We start from the raw sequence: 15424 nt of genomic DNA, 5'->3' as shown, positions 1-15424 counted from the left end.
TCTGAAAACCTGAACATCAATAAGGGATTACATACCACCGCCGGATAGAAGCTCAGGATTCAGCATACCAAAAATCATAGCAATATGTGCGACCACTAAAAAGATACTGACAAAAATAGCATGCAGCTTTAAGGTTTCACTCTCACTTTTCTTCTTTCCCAGTATTCCGGTTTCCAGAAGAAAAAGGCCACCAAAAGGAATTACACCGGATAAGTAAAACAATACAGCGATGACATCAAAGGGGCCACGCCAGGTACCCGAAGTGGTAAGAGGGATAACTGCCTGGAATAACAGGTAAAGGAATATACCTGTAAAATAGATACCGGCAAAAATACCCGTAAACTTATTGATTTTTTTAGAAGTACCGGTAAAATTTCTGGAGTACAAAATGATGAATTCAGTGATTGCGAGTGTTTCCGCACAGATTACCGGAATGGCCATAAAAATGATGAGCTGCCAGGGCTGATGTGACGCCAGCAATTCCATATAATGAGTTGCATTTTCCATATAGATGAATCTCCTTTGATTATTAAGATAGAATTGTTATAGCAAAGGAATATGTATTTCGTATGGAGAAATTCAATGGGTTTTAAGGAATTGTACAGGAGTTATTATATGGACCGAAAAGAGGCTTTTTAAGAAGCTGGTGGAGCAATTATAACCGACATTTTTTATGAAATGAGATGCATTTAAGGATGTTTTATAGCTAAATTTGCTTCAGAAGCCAATTTATTACAAAAATATGAAAAAAGTATTGTAAGTTTTACAATGAGAACTTATAATATTGGATAATAATGAGGAAGATTAGTTTAACATCAGATGGAGCAGGTATAACATTTGAGAAAAGGGGTCGTCATGGTAGGTACGAGAGATGAGGCGGACAGATTATTTTATAAGAGTCTGGAGGAATTAGAATCCCATCACCTGGAGGAAGCTGTTAAGAGCTGCATGGAAGCAATTAACAGCTACGAGGAACTTGGTGAATACTTCTGGTGTGCCAGAAGCCAGAACCTTCTTGGCGTAATTTACGGTGCCATGGATAATGAGACCATGGCTGTTGACTGTTATCTGAATGGTATAGAATATTGTACAAAACATCAGGTAAAAGGACTGCTTCATCTCTTTTACAGTAATATCGGAAACCGATATATGGAACTGGGGGATACAGACAAAGCATTGGAGTTTTTTATCAAAGGGAAAGAGGATCTGGTCGAGAACGGAAAAGAACTTTATGCACTTTATGAGAAATGGCTGGTCGTGAATGATCTGAATCTGGGAGGAGCTTATTTTAAGCTTGGAGAGTTAAAAGAAGCGGAGGAAAATTTGTTATCAGCTTTGGATACAGCAGACAAGACAAAAGATGATACCTATCTTTTAACCATAATGTGCTGTCTGTCCAAGCTGTATATGGCAAGAGGTTCGGAGGCATATGTCAGGGAAAACCTTAAGACTATGATGGAGTTCATTCAGTTAAAAGCTGCGCCGGTTAATGATTTTATGCAGGATATGATCAATTTTACCTTTATCCTTAGAAATCTGAAGGAATACGAACTTTGGAAACAGTGTCTGGAGATATTTGATCAGTTATCAAAGGAAGTCAAGTCTCCTACGGTTATGCTCCAGGCAGTGGAATTCTGGCTGGATTATTACGAAGACAGAGGAATGCAGAAGGAACATGATAATATGTGCATTCGCCACACCAAACTGTATCTGGAATTAAAGAAATTCATCAACCAGGATAAAATCATGGCACTGAATGCGAAATTGGAGCTGCATCAGGCAGAGGATGATATAAAGGCAACCAAAAGAAAACTGGAAAAGGATAATGTAACAGGGCTTAAAAACCGTTATGCATTGCAGCAGCATGGCGTTAAGAAACTGGAGCTGGCACAGATAACAGGGACCATGGTTGCGGTAGGTGTTCTGGACATAGATCATTTCAAAGAATTAAATGACTGTTATGGACATTTAAAAGGGGATAAAGCACTAAAGCAGGTAGGTAAAATTCTTAAGAACTGTCTGGATGGATATGGGGAGGTATATCGTTACGGCGGAGATGAATTCGTATTAATCATTCCCAATGGTACCTTAGAGGTGGCCGAGAAGCTGGCAAAGAAAATACAAAGCAGTATTATAAACAGTCATATCCCGAACAAAATTTCCCCGATTAACGGTGAACTTACGGTATCCATCGGAATCTGCTGCTGTATTCCTTCAGAAACGGACAGACTGGAGGATGTTTTTGATATAGCAGACGGTATTTTATATCAGGTTAAAAACAATGGCAGGAATAACTACGGGATAAAGTATATGCCTGCAAAATAAAAAACCGGTACCTTTCTTTATCTGGCAGGAAAGGTACCGGTTTTTTATTATGATGCCGCTCTATGCTCCGAACAGTTATTTTAAATAGATGATGCTGCTATTCCATTGTGTGCCGTTGTACTCAGAGAAGAACAATTCTTTGCCGGTAGGACCAAAGGCAGTAATCGCGTTTTCCGTATCGACAGCTATCTGAGTGGAAGTTCCGGTCAGAACATCATATACATAAAGGCCTTTTGCGGAAGAACCGTTAACATCTGCCTGAAGATTATAGGCAATCAATCTCTGATCCGGTGACCAGGAAACGCCGCCAAGTTCTGTTCCCTCAGCAATGACTTTTTGGTTGCTGCCATCTGTATCTGTAAGCAGTAAGCTCAGTTTGGAGCCGTTGTATTGCAATATAAGCATCTGATTTTTATCAGGTGATGGTATGATGTCAGATACACTTTTAAACTCCAGGGTGGTCTTTTCTTTGGTAACAGTATCATACATATTCAGGGTTTCATCATAACTGGTATTGTAATAAATTTTATCGTTGATTCTATCAACAAGAAAAAGGTTTTCTTCCTCAAGGCCTTTTAATACGCTGATATCTCCGGAAGTAGTAGCTGTATAGGCACCTCCGATATAAGCAGCTCCAATAACTTCATTATCTGCCCATTTTGCGCTCTTCGCCCCTGCAATACTTTCGTTCGAAAGAACAAAGGTCTTAAGGGTATTCATATTCATTACAAAAAAAGCGGGATCACCTAAAGTATAATCAGTATATAACAGGTATTTTTTATCAGCTGACAGAACAGCACCGCTTAAGTTCGTATCTTTTTTCTCTTTTAATAACTTGAATTCTTTGGTGGTAAGGTTATAAAGATACAGGCTTTTCGGATAGGAATCAGATAATTCTGACAGACTTAATTTACCAAGCGATTCATTATCCTTTGATACAATAACAGTTTCTTTGTCGAGCCAGTCTGTAATATTGATATTATCAAATCGGTCGATTTTATCTACGGTTACGGAAGGAGTTTCTTCTTCTTTTGTGTCATTGTCAATGACGGTTATACTCTTACCGGGTTCCTTGATGGTTACCTTGCTGTTGTTCTCACTCTTTCCACACCCGGTGAAAGTTAATATTAATGCTGCTACTAAAATAGAACTTATAAATTTTGAATTTTTCATATTTCCTCCATTCCGCCGCACGAAGCGGCACACAATCCGGCAAAAGAAACGATAGCTTCTTTTCGAGTAAGAGTACTTTTTCTCCTGCTCGTTACCTCCTTGATATAGATATCCTACCAAGTATTTGTATCCATAAGATATACAGATGTATCTAAATTGTAAACAAATGTATCAAGTCTGTTAAATCCTATGGTTTTATGAAGGTCTGCTGTAATAAAGCCTTGGCACCAAAGAGTTCAATTGATTTAAAACAAACATACTATGGAAGATATGCGGGAAAGGAAACACGAAACCTGGTTTCCTCTGGGCTTGTATTTACTAAAACAATATTGCCGCCAAGTAATTCAGCATGTTCTTTTGCAAGAGACAGTCCCAAACCGGCACCGCCATTTTGCCGGGCTCTGTTTTTGTCAACGGTATAGAAAGGTTCAAAGATTTTCTCGGCGGCTTCCTTTGGTATTCCTGCTCCTGTGTTGGTAATCTCTATTATTACCTCATTGGCAGCTTTATAATTTTTTATCTGAATGCTGCCATTTGTTCTATTATACTTAATAGCATTATCCACCAGATTAACGAAGACAATTGTCAAGCTGTCCTTATCTGCTTCCATATAAGCTTCTGTAAGATCAATGTCCAAACGGAGTCCAAACTTATCGATTTTACCCTGAACACTTGCAATGACGGACAGCAGCATCTGTCGTATATCTGTAGGCTCTTTGTTCAGCTCAAATTCATATTTATCCAGAGCCGCTAATTTTAGAACCTTTTCCACCATATCATATAACCGTTCTGTTTCACTCTTAATGTTAAGCCTGGCGGTAACAAGAAGCTCTTCATCATCGGGATACATCTCAAGGAGATCAATATAAGCTTTAATAGAGGTCAAGGGGGTTTTGAACTCATGGGTAACGCTGCCTATAAACTGCTTCTGCTGTTTATCCAGCATTGATAACTTATTAACCGCCAGGGTAAGTTTCTTCTGCTCATCCTCCATGTTCTCAATGTTCTTGCGGATCTTCTGGCTCATTTTCTGAATACCGATACTCAGTCTTCCGATTTCATCTCTGCGGGAAAGGACTGAGATTTCATACTCTCCGTCCCCGATTCGTTCTACTGTCTTTAAAAGTCTTATGATTCCATTGGCAAATAGATTAAAATAAAAGTATGCAAATAAAAAGCTAAGCAGAAATACTGTACCGCCGATAGAAAGAAACATCTTTTGGATCTGGTAATAGAAACGTTGGTTTTCTGTAAGGGAATAGTAGAATTGTATTACACCTGCCTGTTCGTTATAGGCTTTTAAAGGAGTCAGATAATAAAGAGAATCCTTTTCTATCATATAGGCAGTTTTATTATCCATAGCGTATGCCAGAGCAGTTTTCATATTTTCTATATCTGTAAAGGACAGCTTCTTATTGACAGCCAGGCCTTCTTTGTCATATAAGATAACCTGCTGACCACTGATCAAGGTAAGCTGGTCTGCGAAATCCTTCCCTTTATTGTGCAGAAAACTCTGACTATCCTTATTGGATTCCCCAAGGATAGTCTGAAGAAAATAAGTATTTGCGGTTTCCGTAAGCCTTGCCAAATACTGCTCGTATTGTCCCTGTTGATTTGTCTTGATTCCTCTTAGTACTAACAAGCTTAGGAGAAAAACCGTAAACAGTAAAAGTACCGCCAGGAATATACTGAATTTAATCCTTATACTGGTTCTCACCTTAACCCCCTATACTTTTGTAACCTATGCCGTGCACGGTTTGAATGACATCGGAGTGTTCATTTCCTAATTTTTTACGTAATCGCTGAACATGGATATCCACTGTACGGGTACCACCGAAGTATTCCATACCCCACACCAGATCCAGAAGCTGTTCTCTTGAGTAGACCCTGTCAGGGCTTGCTAATAACAAAGCCAGGAGGTCGTATTCTTTTGGCGTCAAATCCAGTAAATGCTCTCCTGCATATGCGGTTCTATTCCCTGTATGAAGTTTGACATCGCCAACCTGTATATTCGAAGTGTCTTTTTTCTCACCTGCTGTCTGCATTCGGCGCAGGAGGGATTTGAGCCTTGCAAGGAGTTCTCGCATGTCAAAAGGTTTGGTCATATAATCATCAGCTCCAAGCTCAAGGCCTAATATTTTATTGACAATGTCTTCTTTGGCTGTAAGCATGATCACACCTTTGTTTCCTTTGTCCGGCAGTTTTTTTAAGATATCGTAACCATCCATACCAGGCAGCATGACATCGAGAATGATAGCATCCGGATTAAAAGCCTTAAGTCTTAAAAGGGCTTCATCACCTTGATAAACAGCTTCTGTTATATAACCTTCTCTCTTAAGAGCATATAGAATGGCGTCAGAGATTTTCTTTTCGTCTTCGATTACCATAATCTTTTCATTCATTGCCTCACCATCCAATCTATTTAATAAACTTATTCAATTCTATAGAAGCAAACTGTGAATACAGTTTAATTTTATCTTATGTTATATCATAGTATAAGTCAATTATACCTGGGTAAAACAATATGTTAAACCCATAATGAAAAACTGTGGGGAAAATTCGCTATTCACGAAATATGGTTTGAAACAGCAAAATAGCATTGCAAATCAAATGGAAGATAACTATTTTAAAAAAATATCAAAAAAACTATTTGTTCGTAACATATGTTACGGAATTTATTTTACCATCCTGTTATGATATACACATCGAAGCGCAGTACTTAGGAAGCAGATGCGCTAAATAATCAAATTATACAGGAGGATTTAAGAATGGATAACAAGATGTTTTGCTATCAATGTCAGGAAACAGCAGGCAACAGTGGATGTACACAGGCAGGTGTCTGTGGAAAATCACCGGCAGTTGCAGGTATTCAGGATCTTTTAGTTTATGTGACAAAAGGCATCTCTGAGGTGACTACTAAACTTCGTGAAGAAGGCAAAAAGGTAAGCACTGAAATTAACCACCTGATCACCTTAAATTTATTTACAACCATTACTAATGCAAACTTTGACGAAGAAGCAATTGCTTCACGTATCGTTTCAACTATAGATGCAAAAAAAGAATTAATCAGCCAGTTAAGTGATAAAGCTTCTTTAAGCGAAGCCGCTTTATGGGAAGGCACTACTTTTGAATTCGCTGCCAAAGCAGCTACAGTAGGTGTTCTTGCAACTGAAAATGAAGATATCAGAAGTCTTCGTGAGTTAATTACTTACGGATTAAAGGGACTTTCCGCTTACAGCAAACATGCCAATGCTCTTCTTAAAGACGACGAAGAAGTAGATGCTTTCTTACAGAGAGCACTTGCTAAGACACTGGATGACACCCTTGGTGCAGAAGAGTTAGTAGCACTTACTTTAGAGACCGGTAAATATGGTGTTAACGGTATGGCACTTCTTGATGCTGCCAATACAACTGCTTATGGTAACCCTGAAATCACAAAGGTTAACATTGGTGTTGGAACCCGCCCCGGTATCTTGATCTCCGGTCATGATCTCCGTGATATGGAATTACTCTTACAGCAGACCGAAGGAACCGGAGTAGATGTATATACCCATTCCGAGATGCTGCCAGCACATTACTATCCTGCCTTTAAGAAATATTCACATTTCGTAGGGAACTATGGTAATGCATGGTGGAAACAGAAAGAAGAGTTCGAAAGCTTCAACGGACCTATCTTAATGACAACCAACTGTATCGTTCCTCCCAAGGACAGCTACAAAGACAGACTCTACACAACAGGCGCTGCTGGTTTCCCTGGCTGTAAGCACATTGGCGGTGAAATCGGACAGGAGAAGGATTTCTCAGAAATCATCGAGCATGCTAAGAAGTGTGCAGCTCCTACAGAAATCGAAACCGGTGAAATCGTTGGTGGTTTCGCACACAATCAGGTTCTTGCACTTGCAGATGCAGTAGTAGGGGCTGTGAAATCCGGAGCTATCAAGAAATTCGTAGTTATGGCTGGTTGTGATGGCAGAGCGAAATCCAGAAACTATTATACAGATTTTGCTAATGCTCTTCCGAAAGATGCGGTTATTTTAACAGCAGGTTGTGCAAAATATAAATACAACAAATTAGAACTTGGTGATATCGGTGGTATTCCAAGAGTTCTGGATGCCGGACAGTGTAACGATTCCTATTCCCTTGCAGTAATCGCATTAAAGCTTAAGGAAGTATTCGGTCTGGAGGACATTAACGATTTGCCTATTATCTACAATATTGCTTGGTATGAGCAGAAAGCTGTTATCGTATTATTAGCTTTATTACACCTTGGTGTTAAGAATATCCACTTAGGACCTACATTACCTGCTTTCCTTTCTCCTAACGTTGCAAAGGTACTGGTAGAGAACTTTGGTATTGCCGGAATCGGTACTGTTGAAGAGGATATGGAACTGTTCTTTGGTAACGAAGAAGAAGTTGCTGCAACTGTAGAAGTAGAAGGTGCTATTACAAAGGATATGTTAATCGGCGACATTCTTCGTATCGATTCTAACCTTGCACCTATCCTGTTAGAGGTTGGTATGCACTGCTTAGGCTGCCCTTCCTCACAGATGGAATCCTTAGAGGATGCCTGCGCAGTTCACGGTATGGACGTAAATGTAGTACTAGAGAAATTAAACAACCAGTTAGCGAAGTAAGAAAATAACGTTATAATGCTTAACTCCCCCTTTAAGATATAGATTCATCCATGTAACACACTCCCTTTGTACGCACTTTACAAATGTATAGTGCGTACAAATGTGCAGGCTGCATCTGTCTGTAGATGCGGCACTGCACAGATCAAGGTGTGAAATGTTCTTTGTTTCACATTAGCCACTAACTAGCGCCTTGGAGCGCTCATATCCTAAGCCTGCTTAGGGTATTGCAAACCACCTGTCTATATCTTGGGGCTGCCTTAAAGAAATTGCTGTAAGGCAGCCCCACCTTATAGCGTATTGTTTCTTATAGAGAATAAGGAGAGAAGAGATGAGTGCATTTTTAGGACCGATCCATTATTGGGTATATAATAAGATTAAGCTTCAGGAAGAGCTGGTTAAGGATATTGTAGAACTCAGTGCTGCAAATGGCTGGGATAATGAATTAGAAGATAAACTTGCCAGGAGGTTTGGTACGATCAGCAGTGAGCCTCTGGAAGATATTATAGATGGTATGAACATACATGGCTGGTTACAGTCCAAGCTTTCAATTACAGAAGGAAGGCTTGCTTTAGCAGTAACCGAAATATTAAATCAAGACAATAGCAGAAAAGAGAAGCTGATAGAAACGGCTTTTGAATTTGGCAGGAAACATAGTATTCCAGCTACTGCAGATGCGGAAGATGCTTTTCAGGTTATCAGTGACAGCCTCATTGATGGTATGCCCTGTGACCATGTAAATGAAATCCTGGAGCAGGGTTCAGCTTATACGAGCTGGCAGCAGGCTGAGTGTGTACACAGCAGATACTGGGAACAGGTAAATGGCTCTATAGACGTATATTATGAACTTCGTAAGGCAATCATTGAGGGCTTGATTAGCGGAACAGCAATTAAATTTGTTGTAAAACCCGATGCTGTTTTTGAACTTACGTTAAACTAAAATTAAAATAATAATAAATAATACAGGAGGTATGGATATGTACAGTGTGGAATTAATGGTAGCAGAACATGACAATATTTTAAAGCTTATTCAGGTGGTAGAAAATGCATGCTGCAAAATCATAGATGGTGAAGAACCGGTAACTGAGGATTTTGAGAAGATGATTTATTTTGCCAGAAACTATGCAGATAAGCATCATCACGGAAAAGAAGAACAGGTATTGTTTGCTGAAATGACTAATAACTTAGGTAAGATTGGAACCAATTTGATTCAGCATGGTATGCTGGTAGAACATGATCTGGGACGCCTGCACATATCCGACCTGGAAGATTCCATTAAGCTTTACAGAGAAAATCCGGTAACACTTCATAAGCTTGGAATGATAGGGGGAGCTTCCGGTTACGCAGTTCTGTTAAAAAGGCATATCGGAAAGGAAAATGAAGTAATCTATCCTTATGCAGAGAAAAGCCTTTCCAAAGAAATACTCGAGTCAGTGGATGAAAGAGTCAGAGTCTTTGAAGAGGAAGCAACAGAGCAGGGCGTTCAAGAGCACTGCCTTGGAATATTAAAAGAACTTACCGGAAAATACGGTGTGGAATAAAGGTCTGGAACAGAGGTGTTACAATGATTAACCTGGAACAATTAAAAAAGCAGCATGCCAGCATTGAAGAAGAGCTGGATATCATACTAAGTCTTACTTTCAGTACGGAGTATATTGATTTATTAAGTGATATCACTCTCCATATCAATAAACTGGCAGGACTTCTGAATATTCATCTGCTGTCAGAAGATGATTTTATGTACCCTGCTTTAAGGGATAGCAAAGATACGGAAATAAAAAATATGGCAAGCTCCTACAGTGATGAAATGGGAGGCCTTGTTACGGAATTTACGGAGTATAAGAACCGGTTCAACACCAAAAACAAGGTGCTTGCGGCAGAAGCAGAGTTCCGCCCTATGACAAAAACCGTACTTGGTAAGATTAAGAGCCGTATGGATAAAGAAAACAAAAATCTCTACCGCTTGATTGCTGAGAAAAATCTATAAATAAAATAAGTCACATTAATATTTACCTCTGCAAGGGAAAATTGCTATTTAAAAAGCTTTTAACCCGGTAGAGGTAAATTTTATCAAGGTCATAAATTTTTAAAATAATTCTTGAGGTTTCCTTCTTGTTATTATACTGATACACTATTGTTATAAGATAAACCATCTTATATAAAGTATTACGTGGAAGGAGCTGTAAGGTATGACACCTGAAAATTGCAACTATGGATCAATTTAATAGTATTTTTATAATGGGTTCATTATAAGAAAGCATTTTGAAGGGATATACTTTGCTGAAGTCATCGTAAGGAAACCTTGGATTATAAGTTGAAGATGGATAGGTCTTTCTTAAAAAATAATCAGTTTGTAATCAGGTTAAATAGATAAGTTGACAGCACTGTAGAAGGAGTATTCTTCTGCAGTTTTTTTATGCCCTGGAATAGCAGTGCTTTCTCTCTTGGAACCTTTCATTGTTCGGAAAAAATAAAGGAAAGGGTGCCCGATAACAAAGGGTATTATTAAAATGAAAGACGTATTTGTTAATGGTGTAAAAAAATATATGAACACCACACTGGTTTTAAAGAACGTGACCTTTATGGTAAATGAAGGTGAAAGAGCAGGAATGGTAGGAGAAAACGGAAGCGGTAAGACTACCATCATGAAACTGATTGCAGGCAAACTGACCTTAAATCATTGTGCAGGTTACCCATATGCACCAGTACCGCCGGGCTACGATGAAGGCTGGGTTCTTTTGTCAAAGGATACCACCTGTGCCTACCTGGACCAGATACCGGATTATGAAGCAGGGGTCAGGGTAATTGATGTGCTTAATATGGCTTTTGAAGAGGTATATGAATTAGAGGCAGAGTTAAGAAGCCTTGAGCTTGAGATGCAGCAGGCAGAGGGAACAATTCTTGAGAAAGTGTTAAAGAAATATGATAACTGTCTGAAGCAATACGAAAGCAAAGGCGGATACCAGGTTACCGAGAAGCTTAACAGAATCTGCAAAGGCTTAAAATTCAGTGAAGAATTCTTAGAGAAAGAATTCAAGGTACTGAGCGGCGGAGAGAAGACAACCACCGCACTGGGTAAACTCTTAATGGATAATCCTGATGTACTGCTATTAGATGAGCCCACCAATCATCTGGATATGGAATCAGTAGAATGGCTGGAGGAATATATAAAGACCTATAAAGGAACAGTAATCATTGTGTCCCATGACAGGTATTTCCTGGATAATACCGTAACAAAAATAATTGAGATCGAAGATGGTGAAGCAGAGACTTACAGCGGAAACTATACGGACTTTCTGCGCCAGAAGGAAGAAAATTTACGCATATGGCAGGAGCATTACAAAGATCAACAGAAGAAAATCAATGATATGGAAAAGTCCGTGAAACAGCTAAGAGAATGGGCAGCAAAAGGCGGTAATGAAAAGTTCTACAAAAGAGCTGCCAGTATGCAGATAAAGCTGGATAAAATGGAGAGGATTGAACGACCCGGTGCAAGAGATAATAATCTGCGGCTTAAGGTTTCAGAAGCAGAAAGGTCGGGAAATGTAGTCGTAAAAGCCAAGGAGTTAGTGAAGGCCTTTGGTGAAAAGATATTATTTAACGAAACGGAGGCAGAGATCTATTTCAGGGAGAGAGTTGCTATGATTGGACAGAATGGCAGCGGAAAGACTACCTTTCTTAAAATGCTCTTAAAAGAAATAATACCGGATAAAGGCAGCATTGAATTTGGCAGTAATGTAAAGCTTGCGTACCTGCCACAGAACCTTACTTTTCAGAATGAAGAAATTACTCTGTTAGAATGCTTTCGCGAGGATATTTCAATTCTGGAGGGAGCAGCCAGAGAATACCTGTCCAGATTCTTATTCTTTGGAAGTACTGTTTTTAAGAGAGTAAAGTATCTGTCCGGCGGCGAGCGGGTACGTTTGATGTTGAGTAAACTTCTATTTACGGATGTGAATCTATTGATACTGGATGAGCCGACCAATCATCTGGATACGGTGTCCATTGAGAATATTGAAAATACACTGGCGGCCTTTAAAGGAACAGTATTTTATATTTCTCATGACAGATATTTTATGAATAAGACAGCGACCAGGATATTGGAGCTAAACCAAGGGAAACTAAAGAGTTATGACGGTAATTATGATGCTTATAAGGCGGAAAAAGAAAAGTTGGAGGGTAGTTTTACTTCTGAAATAAATAGGATTAGCACCAAATCAGTCAGTATACAACAGGGGAATCGTATTGACAAAACATCCGGAGTAAAAGAAAACATTGATAGCAAAAGAAAGAAGGAAATCACATACACCAAAGATAAACAAATTTTAGAAAAAGAAAAAAAGGTGAATCCAGTCCGTATAACTTATCTTGAGCAAAATATAGAAAACCTGGAGAAGGAGCTAAAAGCAGTTAATGAACGTATGAATTCACCAGAAATACCTTTTGAGGAACTAAATACACTCTATAACAGGCAACAAGACCTGTCAGCTGAGCTTGAAGATGTAATGGAGGAATGGCTTTCTATTAGCAATAACTAAAGTAATAATAACAATAAGCAATCAACGATAACAAAATGTAATCAGCGATAACAATATGTAATCAAGAATAACATAGAAAGATTCCAGCCTCCTTTGTCACCATTAACCCCTTTTTACCAAGCTTTGCAGCAAGGAATTTCTCAAAATCCTCCTTGGAATCTTTTAAGAAACGCATCTGATTACCATGGCAGGAGTAAATAAAATCTGCGAGAGGTTTAACCTCTTTTACCAACAGGCTGTCGGAATAGCAATGCTTTTCCACAGCCTGAAACAATTCTTCTAATTCTTCCGCCCCCTTATCAAGACCGAAGATATCAAAGAGTTTTACTTCTGATAAGGCTATTCTCTCATCGTAATCCTTTGCCAAAGCTTCAATTTCCTGCATATGTTTTTGACCGTAAGTGCTTAGACAAAGGCATCCCCCAGACTTTAAAACCCGTTTCAGCTCTGCCAAAGCTTTTTTTCTGTCTTTCGCATAAAATAATACATGATTCGCAATTACAAGGTTAAAGGTTTCATTCTCATAGGGAATATCCTGCATATCAAATTGCCTGTATTCATAATTACCGGGGCTAGCTTTTAATCGGGAGGAGGCATTTCTTAACATGCCGGAGGATATATCCGATAACAGTACGGTAGCATCTGAGGGGAGACGGTTTTGATTCTCGTACCACAATTCAAGAGCTGCTATCATCTATGCTAACAATCAATTTATAATCCCACAAAAAAGTTTATGAAAGCAGGGCATCAATGACTCTTTGATACTTTTTCTGGTCGGTAGAATCCAGATTACCGAAAGGTCCCTGCCTTCCTTGCTCCAGGCAGGCAAAGGATACTGGAAAGGAGGTTTCCATTTGTCTTATATAATCTGCAGAGAAGTATTCCCTGCTCCTATTTAAGGACATGGCTATCAGCTGATAACTGCTGTTTCTTACAAACTGCAGAAAAGCAGTATTTTCCGGACAGAAGGAGGAACAGAGACTATGGACAAAATGAAGAAGCTTATTTACAAGCTTTTCAAGTGCATCTTCCTGCAGACTTAGAGTAAATAAGGTCTGCCCGCCTCTTTTGAAATCCTCTCCGATATCCTGCAGGTCATCGGCCAATTGCAGAAAGAATCCGAAGCCAAGGTAGAAGAGATAATCTTCTCTTGTCATTTCTTTTGTTACATAATAACGATCGATTAATACAGATACACCTCCTTTGTAAAGTGATATTGCAAGTCTTTCTTCGAGGGTTAAAGGCTTATCAGAGTTCTGCTGTTTTAGACTTTCCTTTTGGGCATCCAACATCATAAGGAGCAGGGTGCGGGCAGTGTCAGAAGCATTACTGTCCGCTGCAGCAGAAGCTGCCGTGAGAAAGTGCAGAGTCTTTGTGTCGTGGGTACAGGAGGGAAACGGTTGCTTCTTATGCAGAAAATCCTGTATCAGTGTATTATAGCGAGCTTTATCTGAGGAAGAGTTTCCTGGATGATCGATATAATTATCCGTGTAAGGGTAGAGCATACTATAACCATAACAGGTTTTTGAAAAAGGTGAGGCATCCTTATGTATCTGTTTAAACATCATATAAACAATATAATTTCTAAGAGCCTGGCCGATATCGGCAAAGGAGAGCTCCGGGGTATACGCTCTCACTTCTCTAAGAAAATCCTTAACTTCTGTGACAAAGCTATCCAGGCTTTCCGCAGAGAGGTAGGTATGAAGCTGTATAATGGTTTCTGATAGAAGAACCTGGGATAGTAGGGAATCCATCTGAAATTTCCAACGCCTGCGTTTTAAAGGAAAACGTGGACATTTCTTTACCAGCAGGAGGATTTTTTCAGATATGCCCTGAACATCGTTTTCATTGACCGCTTTTTTGGTATCTGTAATCTTTTCCAGAAATTCAGGAAAAGTATCTTTTGCAGTAAGCCATTGTTCTCTTATTACAGGAAGAAAGGAACTTTTTATCATATCTTTTAAACAGTCCATAGATGTGCACCTCTATATCTAATACCGGAATATGTTCAGGGTATTCTAATTATTGTCATTAACCGTATTATAAAGAACAAACAATTGAATATCAATAGTTAAATCTATTGATGGACAGGGTTTATTTTTGTATAATGAAACAGATTATGTTTTTATAGGGTCGGAGGAATACCAATGTCACAGACTACGAAAAAGGCACTTGCCTCTTCATTGAAAAAAATGCTGAGGCTAAAGCCTCTTGAGAAAATAACAGTAATGGATATCACCGAGGACTGTGATTTGAACAGGCAGACCTTTTATTATCATTTTAAAGATATCTATGATCTGGTTGAATGGATCTATGCCAGTGAAGCTACAAAAGCATTGGGCGGTAATAAGACAGCAGATACCTGGGAGCAAGGATTTTTATGCCTTTTTGAATATGTTCTGGAGAATAAATCCTTTGTTAAGAGTACCTATCATTCTGTGAACAAAGAGCATCTGGAGCGTTACCTGCATCATGAGTCCTACAATCTTCTATCAGGGGTCTTAGAAGAATTTGCGGAAGGAATGTCAGTGAAAGAGGAGGACAAAGTCTTTATAGCCAACTTCTACAAATTTGCTTTTGCCGGGCTGTTATTAGACTGGATTGATAAAGGAATGAAGGAAGAACCTAAAATTATTATGGAAAAGCTGGGAATTCTACTTCAGGGCAATTATACAAATGCTCTGAAAAAATACGAAAAGAAGGTATAAATAGCAAGCCTGTACTTTACAAGGCTTGCTACTAGAGATATAATAGTTT

General features: G+C 39.0%; 13 protein-coding genes. 7 read left to right on the top strand and 6 right to left on the bottom strand.

Annotated features, from left to right (window positions below; all coding sequences use genetic code 11):
- Positions 1-27 precede the first annotated feature (27 nt).
- The gene (locus R2R35_RS06130; protein WP_317733628.1) at positions 28-507 is read right to left on the bottom strand and encodes a DUF6803 family protein; all 480 of its coding nucleotides are present in this window, start codon (positions 505-507) and stop codon (positions 28-30) included.
- Between the two features lie 348 nt (positions 508-855).
- Between R2R35_RS06130 and R2R35_RS06125 the strand changes: the two genes are divergently transcribed.
- Positions 856-2325: a GGDEF domain-containing protein gene (locus R2R35_RS06125; protein ID WP_317733627.1), complete on the top strand. Its 1470-nt coding sequence runs from the start codon at positions 856-858 to the stop codon at positions 2323-2325.
- Positions 2326-2400: 75 nt separating this feature from the next.
- Here the strand turns inward: R2R35_RS06125 and R2R35_RS06120 are convergent, their stop codons facing one another.
- From R2R35_RS06120 to R2R35_RS06110, 3 genes are all read right to left on the bottom strand, one after another.
- Positions 2401-3498, bottom strand: coding sequence for a hypothetical protein (locus R2R35_RS06120; RefSeq protein WP_317733626.1), 1098 nt, complete (start codon positions 3496-3498; stop codon positions 2401-2403).
- A gap of 259 nt (positions 3499-3757) precedes the next feature.
- Positions 3758-5215 carry a sensor histidine kinase gene (locus R2R35_RS06115; RefSeq protein WP_317733625.1) on the bottom strand — a complete coding sequence of 486 codons (1458 nt, stop codon included), beginning with the start codon at positions 5213-5215 and terminating at the stop codon, positions 3758-3760.
- A 1-nt stretch (position 5216) separates the two neighbouring features.
- Positions 5217-5900 carry a response regulator transcription factor gene (locus tag R2R35_RS06110; protein ID WP_317733624.1) on the bottom strand — a complete coding sequence of 228 codons (684 nt, stop codon included), beginning with the start codon at positions 5898-5900 and terminating at the stop codon, positions 5217-5219.
- A gap of 366 nt (positions 5901-6266) precedes the next feature.
- On the opposite strand from R2R35_RS06110, the gene hcp reads away from it, so the two are divergent.
- The 5 genes from hcp (at position 6267) to abc-f (ending at position 12667) form a co-directional block, all read left to right on the top strand.
- Entirely contained in the window at positions 6267-8132 is a 1866-nt protein-coding gene (gene hcp, locus R2R35_RS06105) for a hydroxylamine reductase (protein WP_317733623.1), read from the top strand.
- Between the two features lie 328 nt (positions 8133-8460).
- Complete coding sequence (locus tag R2R35_RS06100; protein ID WP_317733622.1) at positions 8461-9069, top strand: hypothetical protein; 609 nt, start codon at positions 8461-8463, stop codon at positions 9067-9069.
- Between the two features lie 37 nt (positions 9070-9106).
- On the top strand, positions 9107-9670 hold the full coding sequence (locus R2R35_RS06095) for a hemerythrin domain-containing protein (RefSeq protein ID WP_317733621.1): 564 nt from the start codon (positions 9107-9109) through the stop codon (positions 9668-9670).
- A gap of 23 nt (positions 9671-9693) precedes the next feature.
- Positions 9694-10116 (top strand): hemerythrin domain-containing protein, encoded by a 423-nt coding sequence (locus tag R2R35_RS06090; RefSeq protein ID WP_317733620.1) that lies wholly within the window; start codon positions 9694-9696, stop codon positions 10114-10116.
- Between the two features lie 523 nt (positions 10117-10639).
- Positions 10640-12667 (top strand): ribosomal protection-like ABC-F family protein, encoded by a 2028-nt coding sequence (gene abc-f / locus R2R35_RS06085; RefSeq protein WP_317733619.1) that lies wholly within the window; start codon positions 10640-10642, stop codon positions 12665-12667.
- 61 nt (positions 12668-12728) lie between these two features.
- Here the strand turns inward: abc-f and R2R35_RS06080 are convergent, their stop codons facing one another.
- Together R2R35_RS06080 and R2R35_RS06075 are read right to left on the bottom strand one after the other, a co-directional pair.
- Entirely contained in the window at positions 12729-13343 is a 615-nt protein-coding gene (locus tag R2R35_RS06080; protein ID WP_317733618.1) for a methyltransferase domain-containing protein, read from the bottom strand.
- A 55-nt stretch (positions 13344-13398) separates the two neighbouring features.
- Positions 13399-14640 (bottom strand): hypothetical protein, encoded by a 1242-nt coding sequence (locus R2R35_RS06075; RefSeq protein WP_317733617.1) that lies wholly within the window; start codon positions 14638-14640, stop codon positions 13399-13401.
- A gap of 174 nt (positions 14641-14814) precedes the next feature.
- Between R2R35_RS06075 and R2R35_RS06070 the strand changes: the two genes are divergently transcribed.
- Positions 14815-15375, top strand: a complete 561-nt coding sequence (locus R2R35_RS06070) for a TetR-like C-terminal domain-containing protein (RefSeq protein WP_317733616.1) — start codon at positions 14815-14817, stop codon at positions 15373-15375.
- Positions 15376-15424: the final 49 nt, after the last annotated feature.

Source organism: Anaerocolumna sp. AGMB13020 (genome assembly GCF_033100115.1).
Classification (GTDB): Bacteria; Bacillota; Clostridia; order Lachnospirales; family Lachnospiraceae; genus Anaerocolumna.
This window is presented reverse-complemented; position numbering and strand designations above follow the sequence as displayed.